Origin of the sequence: Aquimarina pacifica, from assembly GCF_000520955.1 — a bacterium.
In the GTDB taxonomy this organism is placed as follows: domain Bacteria; phylum Bacteroidota; class Bacteroidia; order Flavobacteriales; family Flavobacteriaceae; genus Aquimarina; species Aquimarina pacifica.
Genome location: NZ_JACC01000025.1, coordinates 57,065 through 79,290, shown reverse-complemented (window position 1 = coordinate 79,290; position 22,226 = coordinate 57,065). Strand labels below are relative to the sequence as shown.

Here is a 22,226-nt window from a genome sequence, read left to right as displayed (position 1 = left end):
AATTGTAACGCTATTTCAGGACAAGACAGTTAAAACAACAAAAAAACCGCTTGCCAAAGGCAAACGGTTTTTATTTATTTTGGGTTGTTCTTGTTGTTTAGAAAGAATAAATAGCTCCTAATACGAAAGAAGAAAGGCTATTTGTTACTTCTAGATCTTTATCTAAAAATGCATCATCAGAAGAATCAATTCTGAATTCAGGCTTAAATGTTAAGCTACCTACTTCATAGCTTCCAGTTAAAGTAATTGCAGTTACATCTACATCATCAACTCCATCAACTCCAGAAAATACATTAAAATACTCTCCTCTTAACCCTAAAGCAAAAGTTTCAGAAGTTTGGTATTGTGGGTATATTGCTGCACCATAGAAACCTTCTCCATCAGTGTCAAGGTAAGTTCCATTGAATCCGAAATAGAAATCTTCAGAAACGTCCCACCCTGTAGTTAAATCAGCTTGGAAAGTTGGTTCAGATGGACCAGGAAGACCTTCGTTACCATATCTGAAGTTTAAGTATGCACTACCACTATCATTAGAATATCCTAATTGAGCTCCTACTATATATGTATCAAACGGATTGTTTTCAGTATAATCTGTTGGATTCATGATTGCAAGCATTGCAGACCAGTTATCATTAAGGGCAAAATCAGCTTTTATACCTGTATGAGAGAAAGGTCCGAAAGAGAACATATATGATGTAGAGTAGTTGAAATTTCCTGTTGGAGAAATTACTTCATACCCTAAATATGTATTGAAGTTACCAATAGTAAATGTTACACTTTCTGAAGCATTCCAGTATGCGTATAACTGATTAACTATTTGAGATGAATCATCTGATAAAAAGACTGCATCTTCTCCTCTTGGTCCGTATACAAGATCTGCTACAAAACCAGCTTTTTCACCTTCGTAGCTAATAACTGTATTTACCATACCTAATGAAAAACCAGATTGATTCGCAAAAGAAGTTCCAGGTGCCATAAATGAAATATCATCGTCACCGAAATCTATTAGGGTATTTGGTGCTGTAAGATTAGTTCTGAAGTACGTGTCAACCGATCCACTTACAGAAAAATTATCATACCATTTTGTTTCTTCTGCCGCAGCTGGCGCTTCTTCTTGAGCAATTGCTGTAAAGCTAACTAGTGCTAACCCCAAAAGACATACTTTTCTAAAAAGATTTGTTAGTGTTTTTGTTTTCATAATAAATGTTAATTGTTGAAATTGTTTTTAATTGATGTAAAACTAGATAAAAGAATTTTACATCCATAAAAATTAGGGGATATAGATTAATTTTTATTGTTTTTTGACAATATGCCCTCAAAAATTTAGGGTTTAACGTTTATTTAGTGATTTTTTAAGAATTTGAAAAGCTACATTTTTATTAAATTCTTATAAAAAACTTTTTAATCCAGTTTACTATATTTAATACATATTCTTTTCTTGTTTCACTTTCCCGATTTTTGATTTTTTTTAAAATTGATTCTTTTTAGATAAAAGGAATCAAAATAAAAACTGCAAAATAGTAAGTATTTATAGCTTATGTAATAAACTTAGTATATGAATTATTAAAATTTGTACAATGGTAAAAAAAAGTACTATTGCAGAAACCATCGTCTACAGGATAAAACCTAAGATAATGCTTGTTCGCCCTTTTCTTCTGTTCTTATTCTATATGTATTATTGATATCTGACACAAATATTTTACCGTCACCTACTTCTCCTGTTTTAGAGGCTTCAATAATGGTTTTGATTGTTTTTTCTTCGAATTCATCAGAAACAACAAGGGATAGATATCTACGTTGAATATCCGAAGTGTTATAGGTAATTCCTCTATATACTTTCCCTTTTTTTTCATTCCCCACTCCGGTAACATCCCAATAGGTAAAGAAATTTACTTCAATTTCGTGTAAAGCATCTTTAACAGCTTTAAACCTTGACTTGCGTATAATTGCTTCAATTTTTTTCATATTTGTTTTTAAAGTTTATGATTTTTTCTTTCAAATCGAGATGTTTTGTAGTATTATTTAGTAATGAACATTCCCAAAAACACAAAAAGGAAACCGATTACAAATGATCCTATTGTATAGATTGCAAAGTTTACAAAATCTCCTGATTTTAGTAATAAATGATTCTCATAGGCAAAGGTAGAAAACGTGGTAAACCCTCCACAAAATCCAGTGGCCAGAAAAAGTAAGGTGTTTTGTGATATTACATTGTTCTTAAGAGCTAGTCCTAAGATGATTCCTATAAGAAGGCTTCCTGTTACATTAGCAACGAGAGTTCCATAAGGGATTCCGGTAGTATTACTATTAAGATATTTGCTAATAAAATATCGAGCCACGCTACCAGTGCCACCTCCTAAAAATACAAATAGTACCTGCTTCATTAATTATACCAGTTTAATACTTTGCTAATAAAAAATTACAAGATTGGTACGTAGATTTCTGTTACTAATTCTGCTGGATTAGGTTGCAATTTGGGGTCTACTCTATATACTTCAAAAGGAGCTGCTTCTGGGTTTATCTCAAGATTATTTTCTTCAATATATTTATATCCCTTTTCCCAGGCTTCTTTTAGGTTTTTGTAATCTCCTTTAAGGGTTGTTTTTACGGCTTTTTGTCTAGGCATAAAATCACATAAAACCGTACTTTCTTTCGGAGGAACTACCTTGTCTCTTGTTGGGATCCCTGTAGAGAAGATCGCAGTCCCTTGCTCTTCATTATATTCATTATATAATGTAAAAGGCATTCCTGTTTGTGGTAAGTTATTTTGCCTCATATAATTGTTTACAAGAGGTAACATTTGCGACATTTTTTCTGGTATCGTAGCAATAGAAGATGCAGTAGCACTGTACATATAAAATCCACCGCCATGTTCTGTTACACCATCAACATGAACAGAATATTGGCTCATTTTTTCGTTAGCATATGCCTCTAGTTTTTCTAACCCGCGTGCGTACATTGGTTTTACGTTTTGCGATAAAGTGCTATCCTGTGTTGCCCAAAAAGCCTTGTCCATAAAGGATTGCTCTCCTTTCATTCCCCAAGTTACTTTTGTCTTTTTTCCTTCTATTTTTTCAAATTTCCAGTATACATCACTAATGCTTTCACCCATTGGTGTTATAAAAGTAATTTTTTGATCTATACTACTAAATGGAGAGATTTTTTCTGTTTCCATTTTTCCACTACCCTGTGATTCACTTTTCCAACTATAAGACGCTCCTAATCCACTTGTTTTTTCTGGGTATTCCATAACAAGATCATCAGAAGTATCCATCCACGGACCCCATTTATCCCAGGTCTTATATTCGTTAATAGTATTAAATAGTAGTTCATCCGGGGCTTCAATAACTCTGCTTTCTTCTATTTGAAATTTACCGTCGATGGTAGCAATATATACTGCGCCACCAATTAGAACTAATAATAATAGGAAAAATAAATACTTTATTATTTTCATTTTTTAGTCAGTTTAGATGATTTGATATGCTAATATAATCAATTTTAACATCCTTTTATTTTGTTACATTTGTGATAACAGAAAAATAATTGCGATATCGTCAATTGTACTTAAAATTTGATCCTTGTTAGTAATATTAATTTTTACAAGGATTTAGGGAATTACTATTGATGCTATTTTAGAATTAAAAACAATAAATTAACGCACATGAAACTCAACAGAATATTATTTTTTATTACCATTATAGGTCTAATGGTGGCTTGTAAAAAAGACCCAAACACAAAAGAAGAAACCGATAAACTAGAGGAGCCAATAGCAGCAACTGAGAAATTTGATTATCAGGTAGAGCAGTTTGCAGACCTCAAAATTTTAAGATATCAGATTCCAGGATGGGATAATCTCACATTAAAAGAACAAAAATTGGTCTACTATCTCACACAGGCTGGTTTGAGTGGTAGAGATATTATGTGGGATCAAAACTATAGATATAATCTCAGGATTAGAAAAGCTTTAGAAAAAATTTATACCTCATATGAAGGAGATAAGAATTCAAATGACTGGAAAGAATTTGAGATATATCTTAAAAGAGTTTGGTTTTCTAACGGGATTCATCATCATTATAGCAATGATAAATTGAGTCCTGGGTTTAGTAAAGATTATTTCAGTTCTCTTCTTGCAGCGACAGATACAGAGGTCGCCGAAGAGGTATACAATGTTATTTTTAATGATGAGGATGCAAAAAAAGTAAATCAAGCCAAAGGAATTGATAATATCGCATCATCTGCTGTTAACTTTTACGGAGTAGGGGTCACCAATGAGGATGTAGCATCTTTTTATGCGAAAATGAAATCTCCTGACAAAAATAAACCATTATCCTATGGTCTAAATTCTCAATTAGTAAAAGAAAATGGGGAGTTAAAAGAAAGAGTATATAAATCAGGCGGGCTTTATGGATCTGCTATTGATGAGATTGTTAAATGGTTAGAAAAAGCAAAAGAAGTAGCAGAAAATAAAGAGCAAGGAGATGCTCTGGGGCTATTGATCGAGTATTATAAAACTGGAGATTTACAAATCTGGGATGATTATAATGTCGCTTGGACAGCAGCAACAGAAGGTAATATTGATTACATAAATAGTTTTATAGAGGTCTATAATGACCCTATGGGATATCGAGGATCTTATGAAACCATTGTAGAAATAAAAGATTTTGATATGTCAAAAAAAATGGAGGTTTTATCAAAAAATGCGCAATGGTTTGAGGATAATGCGCCATTAATTAAAGAACACAAAAAAGATAGTGTTGTTGGTGTTTCTTATAAGGTTGTTGCGGTCGCAGGGGAAGCAGGTGATGCATCACCTAGTACTCCGATTGGAGTAAATTTACCCAATGCGAATTGGATTAGGGCTGAAGTGGGATCAAAATCAGTTTCTCTGGGTAACATTATAGAAGCATATTCTAATGCAGGAGGATCCGACAGACTAAAAGAATTTGTTCATGATGATGAAGAGTTTGAATTAGAAGAAACATATGGACAGTTAGCAGATAAGCTCCATACTGCATTACATGAGGTTATTGGTCACGCTTCTGGACAATTAAATCCGGGAGTGGGTGAAACCAAAGAAACCTTAAAAAATTATGCCTCTACTATAGAAGAGGGTAGAGCTGATTTGGTTGGTTTGTATTATCTAATGGATCCTAAATTACAGGAATTAGGATTAGTAGAAGATTGGGAGAAAGTCGGGAAAGCAGCATATGATGGATATATTAGGAATGGATTAATGACCCAATTAATTCGTTTAAACTTAGGAGATGATGTAGAAGAAGCACATATGAGAAACCGTCAGTGGGTGAGTGCTTGGGCTTTTGAGCAAGGAACCAAAGAGAATGTAATCGAAAAAGTAACTCGTGAAGGAAAAACGTATTATAATGTTACTGATTACGAAAAATTGCGTGAGATTTTCGGACGTTTATTGCGCGAAACACAGCGTATCAAATCTGAAGGAGATTTTAAAGCAGCTGAAGCTTTGGTAGAGGATTACGGAGTAAAAGTGGATCAGACATTACATGCCGAAATCTTAAAGCGAAATGAACAGTTTACATCTGCACCTTATAGCGGTTTTGTGAATCCTGTTTTGGTTCCAGAAATGGATGGAAACGGAGAAATTACCAAAATTAATGTAACACAGCCTGAGGATTTTGTCTCTCAAATGTTGTACTACAGTAAGAATTATAATTTCTTGCCCGAGGTAAATTAAGAATTGAATTTTTAAGAGAATATAAAACCCTACAAGTTTCTGAGACTTGTGGGGTTTTTTTGTTGAAAAAAAGTTTTCTCATCAATTACATTTCGACTTCTTCTTCAAAATCAAAGTCGGCTTTATCGAAGAAAAATAATTCATTGTGTTCTAAGGCCATTTGTGGGGTTGCTAAATCCATGGATGTAATTCCTTTAGCCTTAAATATAGGTGTTCCTAAGAAAGGTCTTTTTATTTTTGATACCTTAAATAAAGGAGTCAAACCTGTTTTTGCAATAAATTTCGTGCTTAAATCTTTTGAAAACTTGACCTCAAGTCCTAATTCTGCTTCTGCGATGTCTAATTGATTAGTACCGATTTCGCCCGAAACTTTTATATCTATTGAAGCTTCCTTCGAACTAGAAATTAAAATGCTGGCACTATCAGCAGTAACCAGTTCTGTAATAACAACCCAATTTTTATCCCATTTTCCTGCTTTGAATAATTCAATGATTTCCTCTCCCAGTTTAATTTGATTTTTGATAGCGGGCGTTCTGGTCTCATTTGCTTTAAATAAAATTGCATTTTCTTTAGAGAATTTAACATGTATACCCGCATCGATGTCACTAAGAGAACTACCCGCTAAGGTTGGACTGCCAGATAATTTTGTTGAGACAGATACGGCTCCTTCAGAAGAAAATTCTAAATCAATCGGTGTAATATCTTCTTCTATTTCAAATGAAATTCCAAGATCCGATACATTGCCAATTTTTGTAAATTGTTTTTGTCTCATAATTCCGATGTCTCCTAATGCCATAGGGGTTCCTGGATTCCATGTGGCTAAATATCCAAATTGGCGATACAGTTCTTGAGTGTATATTTTTTTTGTTTTCATGATACTAAGATTTTGTAATTAATTATTGCTATTGAGGAGCTTCCGTTTGCTCTTTTGGTTCGTTGTTGTTTTTTTCGGAAGAATTGGTAAACCCAATATTTATACCTAAGCCTAACCATGGTTTTCGCTCGTATTTCCAGTTTACGATTCGATCTTTTTTGCTAAAGATATCCCACCCATAAAATACCCCAATGTTTACGCTTTTTGTTAAATGAATAATAGTGCCTATAGATGGGGTGAAGGCAAATTTTGAAGAGGACTCTTCGTCTGCAAATAGGGTGTTTTCTTTTCCGATATCACTATTTCCTGCATTTAGATCAATTTTGGTAAGAGCAAGCCCACCAGTAAGATCAAGTAAAATAGAATTTTTTGATTTTCTATTAAGACCTAGTTGAAATATAAGATTCGTTCCTAGAGATACATTAGATTCTATTTCAAACTCGTTCATCCTGAATTTAAAAGGAATTGTGTAAATACCGGCATCTATTTTCCGAATAAGTCGGTAATAAGGACTGGTTATTTGCTTAAACTTCTCTTTTGATAATGTGAAGTACTTTTTTTCATCTTTGTTTAGCTCGTTGTATTTTTCGTATTTATTCCTGAAACCATTTATTGGTTGGACGGCACTACTATCAAAATTCCAAAATGTAAAAATTACATTTTCTTCAGTGATATCCGATATGGTTATAAAGTATCCTTTTTTTACTTCTATTGTATTGGCTGCGTTTTCTAGAGCGGTTATCGGAGTTTCGGATTGCGCTGAATAATTGACAAGAAAATAGTAGTTTCCTCCGATGTTAAGTGCATCATCCTGCGCATGGATAAATGGACAAATAATCAAGTATATAGTTACACTGATTATAAGTTTTGTAAAGTATTGTGCTGTCATGATTTCTATAATTTAGTTGTTTGATACACACCAAATCTACCCTAGAATCAAGCACAAAAAAATACCCATAGCAGGGTATATTTGAGATAGCAAGCATTTTTCTGTTAGAAATCGTACTTTTTTTCAATGGCATAGCGCAGCAATTCACCTTTGCCTTTAAGACCGAGTTTTCTAATTATGTTTTTGCGATGCGTTTCTATGGTAGAGACAGAATTGAAGCGTATCGCAGCAATCTCAGATGAGGTTTTTCCTTGTCCGATGAGAGTTAAGATTTCACGTTCACTTTTGGATAATAATTGTTTTTTTACTCGTTGCGTCTTTTTTTCTGAGAAAAAAGAGGGGTCAATAGTCGCATCATAGTAGGTATTTCCTTTTATGACTTCGTGTATTGCGGTAAGTACTTCCTCTAATGGCGAATTTTTTAGTAAATAGCCCTTTGCGCCTGCCACAACCATTTGTCTTACGGCATCTTCCTGATCAAACATAGAGAAAGCTATGATCTTGATATGTGGGAATTCTTTTTTGATGATTTTGGTTGCTGCAATACCATCAATTTTGGGCATTCTAATATCCATTAACACGATTTTGGGCTGTTTTTTTCTTACGATAGATAGAAGTTCTTCGCCGTCATTAGCCATCCCAACGATACTAATTTCGTCTTCATAACGCAGAAGTAATTCAACTCCGTCGATAAGACATTGATGATCTTCGGCAATGGCTACAGTAATCATATTGGTATATTCATTAAGATATTAGTTCCTTTTCCTAGGGTAGAATCAATCTCGAAGGTTCCTTCTAGATGTTCAATACGTTTTTCGATACTCTTTAATCCCATTCCTTCTTTTTCTGGGAGTTTTTGAGCATCGAATCCTTTACCATTATCTTCTACAATGATATTAAGCAAGGAGTCGTGGTTGGTTAGAGAAATTATAATCTCTGAGGCTTTTGCATGTTTAATGGCGTTAGTAATCAATTCCTGAATTATCCTAAAAATTGAAATTTCTAATGTATTATCCAGTCGTTCTTCTAATCCAAAGTCTTGCACTTCAATTTTTAGATCATCTCTGTTTGATATTTTTTTTGCCAGATTTTTGATAGCTGGTAATAATCCCTGATTAGCCATGACTCCACTGTTTTTTTCGTGAGCAATGGTACGTACTTTTTGGTAGGCTTCATCAAGTAAGGTATTGGTTTTGGTATATAGCTCCTCGATATTCTTAACCTTAGGGTTTTCTCTATTGTTTTTTAAATGTTCAAAATGAAGTTTTACTGTGGCAAGTGTGCTTCCTAGGTTATCATGTAAATCATTAGCCAGACGTTGTCGTTCTTTTTCCTGTCCAGAGATCATAGCATCAATAGCTGATAATTCTTGATCTTTGAGCAGTTTTTCTGTTTTTTGAACTTGTAATTCTCGTTCCTGTTCGGCAATACGCTGTTTTCGTTTGGTGTTTTTGTGAAGAAGAAAAGCAGTTATTACACCAAAGATTAGCAGGATTAATGAACCAATAAATAAGTTTCTGTTCTGGATACGTTGAGACTCTATTTGCAGATTATCGGCTCTAAGCTTTTCATTGTTGTACCGCTCTTTTATCTCAGAAATATTGGTGTTTTGTTTAGTAAGGTTAATACTGTCTTTTATTATGTCGTATTGATCTAAGTAGAAATGGGATTTTTTATAATCCCCTGTTTTAGCATAACATTCTTGAATAAGAAAGTAAAGAATTCTTTTTTTGTTGAGTGCATACTTTTTGATATTCAAGGAGTCTGCTTTAAGGTATGCACTGATTGCTTTGTGATATTCTTTATCCATTTTATAACTATTGCCAATGGAAAGGTATATATTCCAAGAAGTGTTTTTGTCGTTTTCTTGAGTAGATATTTTTAGACCTTTTTGCAGATAGTGTCTTGCAGAATCCAATTGCTCAGAAGTATTAAGTAGAAGTAATCCGATATTAGCATATGTTGCAGCAATTCTTTTTTTGTTGTTTTTTGTGAGCTTAAAGTTTTTTAGTGCTTTTAGAAAGTGACCTTTGGGGATTTTAAAATCTTTGTTCTCAAAATTTCTTACGGCATAGATATGATATAATTCGGCTAACCATTTTGGGGTATTAGATTTTAATGCTAATCGTTCAAATTCTTTAAAATAGATCTCTTTATCGATTTCTATTTTTAATTGACTATCCAGAAGTTTATATATTCTTAGGTTAAGTTCTATAATTTTGTCTTGATTTTTTGATTCAATGAAAATTTTTAAAGCTTTTTGGTAATAAATAAATGCAACATCTTCCTTGTTAAGGTTTTCATATGCAATGGCCACTTCAATCAAAATTAGACTTTGTTCATTCGTTTTTCCAAATTGGTTAGACTCCCAATAGTCAACAATTTTTGAATACTGTTCTTTTTGATTATAATGTATAAATGAATCAATTAATGAATCCTTCTGTGCAATAGTAATATTACTCAGAAGGATTAGCAGAACAAGTATGTGTATTTTGACTATCAATTGATATAACTTTAATTAATACTTGATATAACCCCTCCACCGCTTTCCCTGGGTTGTAATATTTCAACACCAATTTCTTTAGGAATTTTGCAGATATCTTTGATATCTAATAAATTTCTTCTTGTTCTACGTAATATTCCTCTTCTTCTTGTTCTTCCTTGATCATAATAACTTTTTAGATCTTTTCGATAATATGATCGGATTAAATTCTCTTTGCTTTCAAAACATTCATCATGAAGTATATATGTCTTTATTTCTAGATCTTCTTGTCTTCTAAGGTCATGAATATTAAAGCCAATGTCAGCAAAAGAAAGTTTCCCTTTTAGAATAAATTTTGGAATTGTGTCAATAGTAGGGTTTGGATTTCCGTTTTTGAGTACAATAAGCAGTGCTTGTTTCTTTTTGTGTTTTATGGGTCTTTTGATAATACTATCAATCAGAAAATCATTTGTGCAAACAGGTATTTCAATATCAATATAATTATTCGTAATGTCATACTTTCCAGAAACTTCATATCTATAAGGCATACGATTTGTTTCATAACGCCTGCCATCTATCTTTTGTATTGTAAGTCCATAATTAACTTGTGTATTCGTTTGAAAAGTTGTGCTTTCGGTTGTGTTTTTTGATTCAGATTTTTTAGGATTTCTACATCCAATAAAAAGTAGTGTCAGTATGGCAATCCATAGCATGTTAATCGATGTATTAGAATTCATTTTTTTTAGTTATTTAGTTATACTCCAAAACTCCAAAAAACAACAGTATTACTCCATACCCAACACAGGGTATATTTATCTTTCAGTTACAATAAACCAAAAGAAATTCAGGCAACATGCCAAAAATGGTAGCTGTATAAAAATATTGTTATTGTTTAAAAACTAGGGGTGAATCAAACTTATTCGGGCTGTAAATATGTCTTAAGCCCAAATAGTAATAGGATAAATATAATAAAAACCAATTAATATGAAAGTACGAGTTCTAGTCCATATTCGGTATTACATATGCTTCCCAAAGATTGACCAAATAATCGTTGCCTAGCTCTCCAGATTTTTCTATTTCATAATATCTAGATGCGTAATCGAATACGGGTGACCAGTTCCAATCATCTTTAACATCCATAAGGTTTGCTGCCAGAATATGAGCAAATTGAGAAGGTCCGTTTACATGTCTGTAGGTTGCTCCCCAGTTAGCATTGTCTGCTTGCGGTCTATCCGTATGTCGTATTCCCCATTCGGGTATCCCAATATCAGATGCGGTATACGCTGTTAAATCAGCTCTAGGATCTGGGGCCCAATCACTGCTGTTAGTGATATCAACTTCTACTTGAGAGACATAAAAATGTTGCTGGTCATCCTGAAAAATAAAATGTTCCTCTTTGTCGGCATAAATCAGCATTTCTTCACTGTTAAGAACTTTGGCAGCAAGCAACAGTGGCATTTTTCGTCCGAGATTATGTCCTCCGTTATTGTACCAAACTCCACCAGATTTTGCAACTCCGTATATATCTATGCCATATTGTATCATGCCAATGAGAAGCTTTTCTTTTTCTAAGTTTGTATAATCTAATTGCAATAAAACTAACCCTCTTCCGGATGTTGCAGCCATATCTCTTCCATAAGCGGGCATATTATTATCAGGATGAATATCTCTTTGTGTCCATTCTGTGCAGTGTTCTAACCAAACACGCTCAAAATCTTTTTGGGCCTCTGCGATATCTGGTTCATCTCCTAATTTGGGATAAGTCTTTAATGCACTATAGTCTACATCTGCAAGAGTAGCAATAATATTTTTATCAGTACCAGTGTATGGTGGTCGAAAAGATCCCTCAGGAGGTGTTTTTGTAAGTACAGTAAGTACTACTGCATCTTTGATTATAGGTCTTCCTTCATCACTTTCCATTGAAATAGACTTAACAACAGATGTATTTGGTTGCACCACTAAATCTGTCTCTAAGAATCCTGGATCCATGTTTAAAGAGGCTTCAAATTGCATATCCCGTGATTCACTGTCATAGCCTTGATTACTAGAGTTCTCAGGGTTTAGCATGGTCCCATTAATTACTCTTCCAGAAGACATGGTGGTAGAGGCGGGAGAAATATCGGTTATGATTACATCGCTACCATCATTATGCACCCAATAATCGCCATTAGCAAATTGTCCCACGGTATACTTTTCTGAGAAGTTAAATACAATGGTGTCATCATAAATACTAAGGACATCAAGAGTTTCTTCATTCTCTGTACCTCCTTCATTATCTTCTTCTTCACCTTCTTGATCGGTTGGAGTTGAAATATTTTCTTCTTCTTGATTTTGATTATCCATCTCAGATACCTTATCTCTTGAACAGCTAAGAAAAATGAAAGAGAAACAAAAGAAGAACCGTATTGTCGCTATGATTCTCATATTTTAATATGTTGTAAAACAAATATATATGAATAATATATTTTCACCAATTGTGAGATTAATTAGTTTTGATAGTATAATTTAAAACTATTGTAAAAAGATTATTCAAATAGATGTAGTTCTTTTGGTTTGATGTTGGGGTATATCAGATTGTTTTTAGTGTTTTCTTTCCTTTTGGATTAGGTATAAATTCTTTCAGCATGGGGGCATTAGTTTCCTGAATTAGTAGAACAGCTAGTATGCTACCTGAAAATTAAAGGTAAAAAGTGTATAAAAAAATTAAGGATAGCTTAAGTCTACTCAGGCTGTAAATATGTCTTAAGCCCAAATAGTAATAGGATAAATATAATAAAACCAATTAATATGAAAATACTGCCTTTGTAATATTTGCGATGTAGTTTGATGTCTTTGCGATAGCTAAAAATCATTAAACCGATAAATGCGATTACAAAACATCCTGCAAATACTAACTGACCTGTACTAAACATATTTTATTACTTTTACGGCAAAGATAATTGTTTAAAAGAAATAGATGAAAGATAAAATTGCTGCTGTACAAGAATTTCATACAGCTTTTGAGATAGGATATAAAAATGAGCCTATGGCTGATTTAGGAGAAGCCAAAAACACACTTCGTTTTAACTTAATGAAAGAAGAAAATGAAGAGTATCTAGAAGCTGCCCAGAGTAATGATTTGATAGAGGTTGCAGATGCCTTAGGGGATATGTTATACATCTTGTGCGGGACAATCATAGAGCATGGTATGCAGCATAAAATTGAGGAGGTTTTTAGTGAAATACAAAGAAGTAATATGAGTAAATTAGGACAAGATGGTAAACCGATTTATCGCGAAGATGGTAAGGTTCTAAAAGGTCCAAATTACTTTAAACCTAACATCAAGGAAATTCTGGAGAAATAAGAAATACTTGAAATAAAAAATCCCGAAAATTAATTTTCGGGATTTTTTTATTAATAGAAATGAAGATCTATTTTCTAAATTTCGACTTTTAAACTTTAACTCTCCATCCAAAAGGATCTTCTGATTTGTTATATTGTATATTCATTAATGCATCTTTAAAATGCGAAGCATAGGAGTTTTCCTGTTTTTCGATTTCATAATGCTCACCTTTATAACCAAAAGCTTTGACAGGGCTTACTACAGCTGCAGTACCTGCACCAAATACTTCTTTAAGACTACCATTTTTTGCAGCCTCAACAATTTCACTGACTTTTACAGGGCGTACATCTACAGTAATTCCTTCTTTTTCTGCAATGGCAATCAAACTTTTACGAGTTACGCCATCCAGAATTCTATCACTTGTGGGTGCTGTTAATAGGGTGTCATTAATCCTAAAAAATACATTCATTGTTCCCGCTTCTTCTACAAATTCATGCGTGTTAGAATCTGTCCAAATGATCTGCTGGTATCCTTCTTGTTTTGCAAGATTGGTAGGATAGAACTGAGCAGCATAGTTGCCTGCTGCTTTTGCATATCCAATACCACCACTGGCAGATCGACTGTATTCTTCAGCAATCAATACACTGACATCGCCACTGTAATAGGACTGTGCTGGCGAACAAATGATTAAGAATTTATATTCATCGGCCTCTGACGCAGAAACACTAGCTTGTGTTGCAATTGAAAAAGGGCGTATATATAAAGAATTGCCAAAACCAGGTTTGATCCAATCATTTTCTAATTTTAATAACGTATTTAACCCTTCAAAGAAAAACTCTTCAGGGAATTCGGGCATTGCCAATCGCGCAGACGACTTATTAATACGTTTGAAATTTTCATCCGGTCTGAATAAAAAAGTATCACCTTTGTCGTCCTTATATGCTTTCATTCCTTCAAAAACCGCTTGTCCGTAATGAAATACTCGAGCAGAAGGGTCCATTGTTAATGGCCCATAAGGAACAATTTTAGGAGTCTGCCACACACCATTGACATAATCACAGACAAACATATGATCTGTAAACACTTTACCGAAGTTTAGGTTTTCAAAATCTACTTGTCCAATTTTGGACGTGCTTGCTCTTGTGATCTCAATTGCTTGTGGAACTGCATTTTTCATCCGATACTTATTTATTAAGTTTATAAAAATTAATATCAACGATTACTATAGTATTTTTAGTATGTTTTTAATTAAATACTTACTATAAAAGCCGCTGATATTTTAAACAAAAATACTTTTTTCTGTTAAAATAGGAATTTTAAAATTGCTTAATTTTACAAAAGATAAGTAGAATATATAAAAATGAAAAAAAAGGTAATATTTTTTATTGGATCACTAATGTTTTTGTCATGCAATTCATCGAGTGATAAATCTGGAACGATATCTTCAAATGATAACAACTTTGCAAATTATAAGTCGTTTGGTCAAAAAGTAATGACCAATGATATTATAAGTACAAATGAAATGACAACTCGTTATAAGTCATTGAAGCAGGGTGATACGTTGGCGGTAACGTTTATGGGAACTGTTAATGGTGTTTGTCAAGCCAAAGGGTGTTGGATGACCATTCCTCTTACAATAGCTGAAGAAGAAGTTATGGTTAAGTTTAAAGAGTATGGTTTTTTTGTCCCTCAGGATATAGAAAAGGACACTGTAATAGTTCAGGGGAAAGCATTTATAAATGAAGTTTCTGTAGAAGAGCAACGTCATTATGCACAGGATGCAGCAAAAACGGAAGAAGAGATTGCAGCTATTACAGTACCCAAAAGAACATATTCGTTCGTTGCTGATGGTGTTTTGATAAAAGAATAATGGATAAAACAGTAAAAAGAGAAATTATAACCACTTCTGATGGATCTACAACAATTCATTTTCCAGAACTTAATGAGCAATATCATTCTAAGCATGGAGCAATCAATGAAGCAAAACATGTATTTTTAAAAAGTGGGTACAATCAAGTAATTACTACAAATACTCAGAGAGAATTGAGTGTTTTAGAAATTGGTTTTGGTACAGGGCTTAATGCTTTCATAACCTTTCTCGAAGCTCAAAAGAATAATCAAAAGGTTAATTATGTTGGAGTAGAGGCATATCCTGTATCGATAGAAGAACAAAAACACTTGAATTATGTAGAGGTTTTGTCTGCAGATGAATATCAGAGTGTTTTTGATAATTTGCATGAGGTGCCTTGGGAAATCCCTACTGATATATCTTCCATATTTTCCCTTACCAAACGTAAGCAGTTTTTTAGAGAAATAACCGATCAAAACTGTTTTGATCTTGTTTATTTTGATGCTTTTGGAGCGAGAGTGCAACCAGAACTTTGGACCGAAGAGGTTTTTGAAAAAATGTATAATGCACTTAGGTGTAATGGAGTTTTAGTTACTTATGCAGCAAAGGGAAGTGTACGAAGAGCAATGCAAGCAGTAGGGTTTAATGTAGAGAGATTGCCTGGGCCACCAGGAAAAAGAGAAATGTTGAGGGCTACAAAAATAAAATGATCTGTAAATCAATTATTTGATAATCTTCTTTTTTTAGAAATAATAAACGAATGTTAAAACTGTAAAAAGAAATTGGTTTTATTTGATACCTTAAGTATTTTGTGATAACTATTAATATGTCTTTTTTGTTAAAAAAAAGTTTTACAGAATGTTAGAATTTTTGCATTGAGTAGTAAACACATACTAATTATTAAAAAATGATCAATTGAAAGTTTTAATTACTGGTGCCACCGGCCTTATAGGAAAGGAAATCGTTAGTTTATGTCATCAATCAGGGATTGATGTTAATTATTTGACTACGAATAAGGCTAAGATAAGAACCGAACCAAATTATAAAGGGTTCTTGTGGGATCTTCAGAATAGAGAAATAGATACCAAATGTTTTGAGGATGTTGAAGTGGTTATTAACCTTGTAGGGGCGACAGTAGCAAAACGATGGACATCGTCATATAAAAAAGAAATTATAGAAAGTAGGGTAGCATCAGCATCTTTGCTTTTAGAATCGCTGAAAAATATACACCACTCAATACGTCACGTAGTCTCGGCAAGCGCTATCGGAATATATCCTGACTCATTTCAGAATTATTATACCGAAGATATGACCCTCGAGGAGGATGGTTTTTTGGGTCAAGTTGTTCGAAAATGGGAAAATTCAATACACCAGTTTAATACCTTGGATATAGAGGTTAGTCTACTACGTATAGGATTAGTTCTTTCTGATAGAGGAGGAGCGTTCCCCAAAATAGAAAGGCCAATTCGATTAGGTTTTGGAGCATTTTTCGGAAATGGTAATCAATGGCAAAGTTGGATACATGTAGATGATGTAGCTCGAATGTTTGTATTCGTAATTGAGAAAGAACTGGTAGGTACATTCAATGCTGTAGCGCCCAATCCTGTGTCAAATAAAAAAATGACATGTACCATTGCCCAGAAATTAAACAAAAAGATAATTTTACCCAATGTACCCAAATTAGCAATGAAACTAATGTTGGGAGAAATGCATATATTATTGTTTTCTAGTCAACGTGTTAGTTGTGATAAAATCTCTGACCTTGGATTTGTTTATGACTATGACTCTATTGATCACGCTGTGGCATCACTTTTATAAGGAGTATACTTGATTTTTTCTAGTGTAGAGAAACTCTCTGCTGCGGTATAAATAATTAGTATTGTTTTTACAAATCTACAAAGGCAGTACTTACCTAATTAATGTCATGTACTAGCGAGTACAACCTTTGTAGAATGTCAATAAAGTAGCTTTTAAATTTTTGTTGCTTTAACGCTTATTTTTAGTTCGATATCATCATTTATGAATTTGTCACCCAGATTTTCTACTACGGATTTGGATTTGTAATTAACACCCCATTGTGTGCGATCAATTGTAAATACGTCACTATTGAGACTGATGTTATTTTCTGAAGTTGTCACAGAAACAGGAAAGGCAATATTTTTCTTAACTCCTTTTAAGGTTAAATTACCTTCGGCGAAAGTTTTACCTTCTTTTTCTGTGATATGTGTCATTTCAAAGGTCGCTGATGGATATTTGGCAACATTAAAAAAATGATCTTCTTTTCCTTCTCCTTCACCCTTTAGGTGACCTTCTAGACCTGCTTTTTTATCTCCTTCGAGGTCAGTTACAACAATAGAATTCATATCTATAGTAAAAGTTCCATTTTGTATTTTCCCTTCTTTAGTATTTATAGCCCCATCGATGACTTGTATAGTCCCCGTATGCTGGCCGATTGGTTTTTTTCCTGTCCATTCTATGATACTTGATGTTTTATCTACAGCATATTGTAAAGAAACAACCGGTGTTTCTACTGTGTTTTCGGAAATGGTCACTTCAGACTCATTTTTTTTCTCATTCTTACAAGAAATTGAAGTTAGAACTAGACATGTGACTACAATTGCAGAGGTCAATTTAAATTTCATAATAGCATTAGTTTTTGTTAGAGAATCTAAAAATATTTTTTTTGAAAACGAATATTCTTAAATATATACTAAATATTCCTGTGACATTATGACATTAAATTAAAAATGGCAGTACTTTTGCATCTTCAAAAAAGAGAACTTATAAAAGGTACACGTTACATGAGTAAGAAAAATAAAAATACTGAAGATGTAAAAGATCAAGTAGAAGAAGTACTTGATACTAAGGTTGAAGAAAACCCAATTGAAGAAAATCCAGTAGAAGAAGTAGATGTAGAAACACAGCTTAGAGAAGAGCTTGGGAAAGAAAAAGATAAATTTCTGCGACTTTTTGCAGAGTTTGAAAATTATAAAAAACGAACATCTAAAGAGCGTTTAGAGTTATTTAAGACTGCTAGTCAGGATGTTATACAGTCTATGCTGCCTGTGTTAGATGATTTTGATCGTGCAGCCAAAGAAATAGAGAAGTCTGAGGATAAGGATTTGATCAAAGGTGTTGAATTAATTCATAACAAGTTAAAAGAAACACTAAAAGGAAAAGGACTGGCAGAAGTTGTCGTATCTGCAGGCGATGTTTTTAATGCAGATAATCACGAAGCAATTACGCAAATTCCTGCACCTAGTGAAGATCTAAAAGGTAAGATTGTAGATGTAATAGAAAAAGGATATACCTTAGGAGATAAGGTAATACGATTTCCTAAAGTAGTAACCGGTCAATAAGAAGTTATGAAAGAAGATTTTTACGACATACTAGGGATAAGTAAAGGAGCTACGGCAGCAGAGGTCAAAAAAGCATATCGAAAGAAGGCTATAGAGTACCATCCTGATAAAAACCCTGGAGATAAGAGTGCAGAAGAAAAGTTTAAAAAAGCAGCCGAAGCTTATGAAGTGTTAAGTGATCCTGATAAAAAGGCACGTTATGATCAATTTGGTCATCAAGCATTCGAAGGTGGCGGCGGTTTTGGCGGCGGTTTCGGTGGTGGCGGTATGAATATGGATGACATATTTAGCCAATTCGGAGACATTTTTGGCGGCGGTGGCTTTGGTGGCGGTTTTAGCGGCGGCGGAAGACAAAGACGAACAAAAGGAAGTAACCTTCGTATTCGTGTAAAACTTACTTTAGAAGAAATAGCAAACGGGGTAGAGAAAAAAATCAAAGTAAAACGAAAAATTCAAGCGCCGGGAACAACCTATAGTACATGTAGTACCTGTAACGGAACAGGACAAGTAACTAGAATAACGAATACGATTCTTGGACGTATGCAGACAGCATCAGCTTGTTCTGCTTGTGGAGGTTCTGGTCAAATTATTGATCATAGACCTGCAGGAACAGATGCTCAAGGACTCAAGGCTTCAGAAGAAACAGTAAGTATTACGATACCAGCTGGAGTAGAAGATGGTATGCAATTAAAAGTTGCCGGAAAAGGTAATGAAGCACCCGGTAATGGTATTGCGGGAGATTTATTGATAGCTATAGAAGAGCAAGAGCATGCAGAATTGCAGCGAGAAGGTAATAATTTGCATTATGATATGTATATAAGCTTCTCAGAAGCTGCTTTAGGTGCATCGAGAGAGATTGATACGGTATCAGGTAAAGTACGTATTAAGATTGAAGAAGGCGTGCAGAGTGGAAAAATTTTACGTCTCAGAGGTAAAGGGATACCTAGTCTTAATGGATATGGTAAAGGAGATCTTTTGGTACATGTAAATGTGTGGACACCAAAAACATTGAATAAAGAACAACGAGAATTTTTTGAAAAAATGTCCAAGGATGAGCATTTTAGACCCAATCCTGAAACAGGCGAAAAATCATTTTTTGAAAAAGTAAAAGATATGTTTTCTTAGTAGAAATAAGGAGTTTGTGTAATTAATGTGCATTGAGAATCCTTCAATTCTATGAGCGTTTGAATAGTAAAAATTTGTATATTTGAAAAATCACTAATTAATTAGTGATAATTTTTCTTTTTCATAGCAATTTTTTTCCCATCCTTAATATTCGTATTCAGGGTGGGTTTTGTTTTTGTTAGAATAAAAATTAGGGATAAATGAGAGAGGTTTTCTGGCGATAATTGGATGCAATTAAGGGGCATCTTTGTTTTAAACTTCTGCCGTTACAAAAAAGTAACTGCGTATAAATCTAATTTTAGGAATATTAAAATAATAAATAGCACAGTTCTTAAAAAAAACAAAATGATATTAGGGGATACAGTAAATAAAAAATTAAATATCAGTTAATTATGGTCAATCTTTTAGAAGTAAAGAATGCCACAAAACGATTCGGAAATTTTACCGCGCTAAACGATGTTTCTATTCAAGTACCTAAAGGTAGTATTTTTGGATTGCTAGGTCCTAATGGTGCAGGTAAAACTACTCTGATCAGAATTATTAATCAAATTACACTTCCTGATGAAGGAAGCGTATATCTTGATGATGAACCATTGCAACCAATTCATATAAGGGACATAGGTTATTTACCAGAAGAAAGAGGACTATATAAGTCGATGAAGGTTGGAGAACAGGCACTTTATTTGGCCCAACTTAAAGGGCTTGGTAAAAATGAGGCTAAAGAAAGACTTAAGTATTGGTTTGATAAATTTGAGATTGGGCATTGGTGGGACAAAAAGATCCAAGAACTTTCAAAAGGAATGGCTCAGAAAGTACAATTTATAGTGACAGTACTTCACAAACCCAAACTGTTAATATTTGATGAACCCTTTAGCGGTTTTGATCCAATCAATGCGAACCTTATAAAAGATGAAATACTTCAATTAAGGGATGAAGGAGCCACCGTCATATTTTCTACCCATCGTATGGAAAGTGTAGAGGAGTTATGCGACCATATTGCTTTAATAAATAAGTCAAAGAAGATTTTAGAAGGGAAAGTGTCGGATATAAAACGAGCTTATAGGTCAAATACTTTCGAGGTGGGCGTTTTGACAGAAGATAATGATGCATTGTATGCAGCGATAAATGATCAATTCATAGCAGAGCGAGCAGATTTTAGAGCTATAGATGACCAGTTAAAAATGAAAATAACGTTAGATAAAGAGGGGACATCGAATGATCTATTGCAGTATTTATCAACGAAAGGACAGGTATTACGATTTAATGAAGTGATCCCGGAAGTAAATGAGATATTTATAAAAACAATAACAAATAATGGATAAACTCAAGCTAATTATAAAAAGAGAGTTTATTGCCAGAGTTCGCAATAGAACTTTTGTAATGATGACTTTTTTAAGTCCTTTGATTTTTGTTGGAATGATCATGCTAATCACTTGGTTAACTACAATCAATAAGGGAGAGTTACATACTGTTGTCTTGTTTGATGAAACAGGAATGTTTACTTCAGATTTTAAAGATTCAGATACTATTGATTATTTGGACTACAGCGAGCTTACTCTTAATGATGCAAAAGACTCTGTGGTCATAAATCAATTATATGGTTTGCTTTATATACCTAATAAGGCTTCGAATAGTGAATTGGCGAATTCTATACAGTTTTATACAGATGAATCCCCAAATGCAGAAATTCTGACAGGTTTAGAAAGTGTTATTTCTAGTAAATTAACAGACCAAAACTTTCAAAAAAAGGGATTAGATATTGGGGTTATCAAAGACTCGAAAGCCGAGGTTAGTATCCAGATAGAGAATTTTATGGGAGAGAGAACATCTAAGATGTCTAACTATATTAAAATGATTTTTGGAGGAGCAGCGGGCTATTTGTTAATGATGTTTATTGTTATTTATGGTAATATGATAATGCGTTCGGTAATCGAAGAAAAAGCTAATCGTATTATAGAGATTATAATTTCTTCTGTAAAACCCTTTCAATTAATGATGGGTAAAATATTAGGAACCTCCTTTGCAGGAATATTGCAGTTTTTTATATGGTTAGTCTTAGGAACTATTTTGATTTTTGTTTTACCCTATGTCTTTGGCTTGGATGCCTCTGGAATCCAGACAGCAGAATCGATAGAAATTCCAGGTAAAAGTAAAGAAGAGATACAATTAATACTTCAAGATATTCTTAAGTTACCATTGGGGATGCTGGTGACATCATTTTTTATATATTTTATTAGCGGTTATTTTTTGTACAGTTCAATTTATGCAGCTATTGGTGCCGCAGTGGACAATGAAACAGATTCTCAACAATTTATGTTGCCTATTATATTTCCTTTGATGCTAGGTATTTATGTAGGTTTCTTTACGGTTATTGATAATCCCCATGGTGCTGTTTCTACTATATTTTCTATGATTCCGCTTACCTCACCAATAGTAATGCTTATGAGAATACCATTCGGAGTACCTTGGTGGCAAGTGTTAATATCTTTTCTTCTATTATTCGGAAGTATTATCTTTATGATCTGGTTTGCTGCAAAAATATACCGAGTAGGTATATTAATGTATGGTAAGAAACCTAGTTATAAAGAGCTGTTTAAATGGTTAAAGTATTGATTT

At 33.6% G+C, this 22,226-nt stretch carries 21 protein-coding genes; 9 read left to right on the top strand and 12 right to left on the bottom strand.

Translation table 11 applies throughout. From position 1 onward, the window contains the following. Window positions 1-97 precede the first annotated feature (97 nt). The 4 genes from DZ60_RS0113480 to DZ60_RS0113465 form a co-directional block, all read right to left on the bottom strand. Window positions 98-1,198 carry an outer membrane beta-barrel protein gene (locus tag DZ60_RS0113480; protein WP_025742592.1) on the bottom strand — a complete coding sequence of 367 codons (1,101 nt, stop codon included), beginning with the start codon at window positions 1,196-1,198 and terminating at the stop codon, window positions 98-100. Between the two features lie 428 nt (window positions 1,199-1,626). Further along, window positions 1,627-1,965, bottom strand: a complete 339-nt coding sequence (locus DZ60_RS0113475; RefSeq protein ID WP_025742591.1) for a P-II family nitrogen regulator — start codon at window positions 1,963-1,965, stop codon at window positions 1,627-1,629. Between the two features lie 53 nt (window positions 1,966-2,018). After that, window positions 2,019-2,384, bottom strand: coding sequence for a fluoride efflux transporter CrcB (crcB, locus tag DZ60_RS0113470; RefSeq protein WP_025742590.1), 366 nt, complete (start codon window positions 2,382-2,384; stop codon window positions 2,019-2,021). Between the two features lie 35 nt (window positions 2,385-2,419). Beyond that, entirely contained in the window at window positions 2,420-3,454 is a 1,035-nt protein-coding gene (locus DZ60_RS0113465) for an SRPBCC family protein (protein WP_025742589.1), read from the bottom strand. A gap of 207 nt (window positions 3,455-3,661) precedes the next feature. Here DZ60_RS0113465 and DZ60_RS0113460 point away from each other — a divergent pair, with 207 nt between their 5' ends. Then, a complete protein-coding gene (locus DZ60_RS0113460) occupies window positions 3,662-5,710 on the top strand; it encodes a dipeptidyl-peptidase 3 family protein (RefSeq protein ID WP_025742588.1) in 2,049 nt (682 codons plus the stop codon). Between the two features lie 85 nt (window positions 5,711-5,795). Here the strand turns inward: DZ60_RS0113460 and DZ60_RS0113455 are convergent, their stop codons facing one another. From DZ60_RS0113455 to DZ60_RS0113430, 6 genes are all read right to left on the bottom strand, one after another. After that, window positions 5,796-6,584, bottom strand: coding sequence for a hypothetical protein (locus DZ60_RS0113455; protein ID WP_025742587.1), 789 nt, complete (start codon window positions 6,582-6,584; stop codon window positions 5,796-5,798). Between the two features lie 28 nt (window positions 6,585-6,612). Then, the gene (locus tag DZ60_RS0113450) at window positions 6,613-7,473 is read right to left on the bottom strand and encodes a hypothetical protein (RefSeq protein ID WP_025742586.1); all 861 of its coding nucleotides are present in this window, start codon (window positions 7,471-7,473) and stop codon (window positions 6,613-6,615) included. Window positions 7,474-7,577: 104 nt separating this feature from the next. After that, complete coding sequence (locus DZ60_RS0113445) at window positions 7,578-8,204, bottom strand: response regulator transcription factor (protein WP_025742585.1); 627 nt, start codon at window positions 8,202-8,204, stop codon at window positions 7,578-7,580. Continuing rightward, complete coding sequence (locus DZ60_RS0113440; RefSeq protein ID WP_025742584.1) at window positions 8,201-9,976, bottom strand: tetratricopeptide repeat-containing sensor histidine kinase; 1,776 nt, start codon at window positions 9,974-9,976, stop codon at window positions 8,201-8,203. The genes DZ60_RS0113445 and DZ60_RS0113440 overlap by 4 nt, the downstream gene beginning before the upstream one ends. A gap of 11 nt (window positions 9,977-9,987) precedes the next feature. Further along, window positions 9,988-10,692, bottom strand: a complete 705-nt coding sequence (locus DZ60_RS0113435) for a hypothetical protein (protein ID WP_025742583.1) — start codon at window positions 10,690-10,692, stop codon at window positions 9,988-9,990. A gap of 262 nt (window positions 10,693-10,954) precedes the next feature. Next, a complete protein-coding gene (locus DZ60_RS0113430; protein WP_025742582.1) occupies window positions 10,955-12,298 on the bottom strand; it encodes a hypothetical protein in 1,344 nt (447 codons plus the stop codon). 613 nt (window positions 12,299-12,911) lie between these two features. On the opposite strand from DZ60_RS0113430, the gene DZ60_RS0113425 reads away from it, so the two are divergent. After that, window positions 12,912-13,298, top strand: coding sequence for a pyrophosphohydrolase domain-containing protein (locus DZ60_RS0113425; protein WP_025742581.1), 387 nt, complete (start codon window positions 12,912-12,914; stop codon window positions 13,296-13,298). Between the two features lie 88 nt (window positions 13,299-13,386). Here DZ60_RS0113425 and DZ60_RS0113420 read toward each other — a convergent pair whose 3' ends face one another. Beyond that, window positions 13,387-14,454, bottom strand: coding sequence for a branched-chain amino acid aminotransferase (locus DZ60_RS0113420; protein ID WP_025742580.1), 1,068 nt, complete (start codon window positions 14,452-14,454; stop codon window positions 13,387-13,389). 183 nt (window positions 14,455-14,637) lie between these two features. Between DZ60_RS0113420 and DZ60_RS0113415 the strand changes: the two genes are divergently transcribed. The 3 genes from DZ60_RS0113415 to DZ60_RS0113405 all read left to right on the top strand — a co-directional run bounded on the left by DZ60_RS0113415 (window position 14,638) and on the right by DZ60_RS0113405 (window position 16,944). Continuing rightward, entirely contained in the window at window positions 14,638-15,147 is a 510-nt protein-coding gene (locus DZ60_RS0113415; RefSeq protein ID WP_025742579.1) for a DUF4920 domain-containing protein, read from the top strand. Then, window positions 15,147-15,836: a tRNA (5-methylaminomethyl-2-thiouridine)(34)-methyltransferase MnmD gene (gene mnmD, locus DZ60_RS0113410; RefSeq protein ID WP_025742578.1), complete on the top strand. Its 690-nt coding sequence runs from the start codon at window positions 15,147-15,149 to the stop codon at window positions 15,834-15,836. Before DZ60_RS0113415 ends, mnmD begins: the two co-directional genes overlap by 1 nt. Window positions 15,837-16,041: 205 nt before the next feature. Then, window positions 16,042-16,944, top strand: coding sequence for a TIGR01777 family oxidoreductase (locus DZ60_RS0113405; RefSeq protein WP_025742577.1), 903 nt, complete (start codon window positions 16,042-16,044; stop codon window positions 16,942-16,944). A 152-nt stretch (window positions 16,945-17,096) separates the two neighbouring features. Here the strand turns inward: DZ60_RS0113405 and DZ60_RS0113400 are convergent, their stop codons facing one another. Beyond that, window positions 17,097-17,768 carry a YceI family protein gene (locus tag DZ60_RS0113400; protein WP_025742576.1) on the bottom strand — a complete coding sequence of 224 codons (672 nt, stop codon included), beginning with the start codon at window positions 17,766-17,768 and terminating at the stop codon, window positions 17,097-17,099. 159 nt (window positions 17,769-17,927) lie between these two features. Between DZ60_RS0113400 and DZ60_RS0113395 the strand changes: the two genes are divergently transcribed. The 4 genes from DZ60_RS0113395 to DZ60_RS0113380 all read left to right on the top strand — a co-directional run bounded on the left by DZ60_RS0113395 (window position 17,928) and on the right by DZ60_RS0113380 (window position 22,223). Continuing rightward, window positions 17,928-18,485: a nucleotide exchange factor GrpE gene (locus tag DZ60_RS0113395; protein ID WP_025742575.1), complete on the top strand. Its 558-nt coding sequence runs from the start codon at window positions 17,928-17,930 to the stop codon at window positions 18,483-18,485. Window positions 18,486-18,491: 6 nt separating this feature from the next. Beyond that, window positions 18,492-19,610 (top strand): molecular chaperone DnaJ, encoded by a 1,119-nt coding sequence (gene dnaJ, locus DZ60_RS0113390; RefSeq protein ID WP_025742574.1) that lies wholly within the window; start codon window positions 18,492-18,494, stop codon window positions 19,608-19,610. Window positions 19,611-20,002: 392 nt separating this feature from the next. Further along, window positions 20,003-20,932: an ABC transporter ATP-binding protein gene (locus DZ60_RS0113385; protein ID WP_025742573.1), complete on the top strand. Its 930-nt coding sequence runs from the start codon at window positions 20,003-20,005 to the stop codon at window positions 20,930-20,932. Then, window positions 20,925-22,223 carry an ABC transporter permease gene (locus tag DZ60_RS0113380; protein ID WP_025742572.1) on the top strand — a complete coding sequence of 433 codons (1,299 nt, stop codon included), beginning with the start codon at window positions 20,925-20,927 and terminating at the stop codon, window positions 22,221-22,223. The genes DZ60_RS0113385 and DZ60_RS0113380 overlap by 8 nt, the downstream gene beginning before the upstream one ends. Window positions 22,224-22,226: the final 3 nt, after the last annotated feature.

Bases quoted from the DNA above. Each gene is read 5' to 3' on its own strand.
- DZ60_RS0113480 (WP_025742592.1), bottom strand. From the start codon at position 1,198: ATGAAAACAAAAACACTAACAAATCTTTTTAGAAAAGTATGTCTTTTG.
- DZ60_RS0113475 (WP_025742591.1), bottom strand. From the start codon at position 1,965: ATGAAAAAAATTGAAGCAATTATACGCAAGTCAAGGTTTAAAGCTGTT.
- crcB (WP_025742590.1), bottom strand. From the start codon at position 2,384: ATGAAGCAGGTACTATTTGTATTTTTAGGAGGTGGCACTGGTAGCGTG.
- DZ60_RS0113465 (WP_025742589.1), bottom strand. From the start codon at position 3,454: ATGAAAATAATAAAGTATTTATTTTTCCTATTATTATTAGTTCTAATT.
- DZ60_RS0113460 (WP_025742588.1), top strand. From the start codon at position 3,662: ATGAAACTCAACAGAATATTATTTTTTATTACCATTATAGGTCTAATG.
- DZ60_RS0113455 (WP_025742587.1), bottom strand. From the start codon at position 6,584: ATGAAAACAAAAAAAATATACACTCAAGAACTGTATCGCCAATTTGGA.
- DZ60_RS0113450 (WP_025742586.1), bottom strand. From the start codon at position 7,473: ATGACAGCACAATACTTTACAAAACTTATAATCAGTGTAACTATATAC.
- DZ60_RS0113445 (WP_025742585.1), bottom strand. From the start codon at position 8,204: ATGATTACTGTAGCCATTGCCGAAGATCATCAATGTCTTATCGACGGA.
- DZ60_RS0113435 (WP_025742583.1), bottom strand. From the start codon at position 10,692: ATGAATTCTAATACATCGATTAACATGCTATGGATTGCCATACTGACA.
- DZ60_RS0113430 (WP_025742582.1), bottom strand. From the start codon at position 12,298: ATGGATAATCAAAATCAAGAAGAAGAAAATATTTCAACTCCAACCGAT.
- DZ60_RS0113425 (WP_025742581.1), top strand. From the start codon at position 12,912: ATGAAAGATAAAATTGCTGCTGTACAAGAATTTCATACAGCTTTTGAG.
- DZ60_RS0113420 (WP_025742580.1), bottom strand. From the start codon at position 14,454: ATGAAAAATGCAGTTCCACAAGCAATTGAGATCACAAGAGCAAGCACG.
- DZ60_RS0113415 (WP_025742579.1), top strand. From the start codon at position 14,638: ATGAAAAAAAAGGTAATATTTTTTATTGGATCACTAATGTTTTTGTCA.
- mnmD (WP_025742578.1), top strand. From the start codon at position 15,147: ATGGATAAAACAGTAAAAAGAGAAATTATAACCACTTCTGATGGATCT.
- DZ60_RS0113400 (WP_025742576.1), bottom strand. From the start codon at position 17,768: ATGAAATTTAAATTGACCTCTGCAATTGTAGTCACATGTCTAGTTCTA.
- DZ60_RS0113395 (WP_025742575.1), top strand. From the start codon at position 17,928: ATGAGTAAGAAAAATAAAAATACTGAAGATGTAAAAGATCAAGTAGAA.
- dnaJ (WP_025742574.1), top strand. From the start codon at position 18,492: ATGAAAGAAGATTTTTACGACATACTAGGGATAAGTAAAGGAGCTACG.
- DZ60_RS0113385 (WP_025742573.1), top strand. From the start codon at position 20,003: ATGGTCAATCTTTTAGAAGTAAAGAATGCCACAAAACGATTCGGAAAT.
- DZ60_RS0113380 (WP_025742572.1), top strand. From the start codon at position 20,925: ATGGATAAACTCAAGCTAATTATAAAAAGAGAGTTTATTGCCAGAGTT.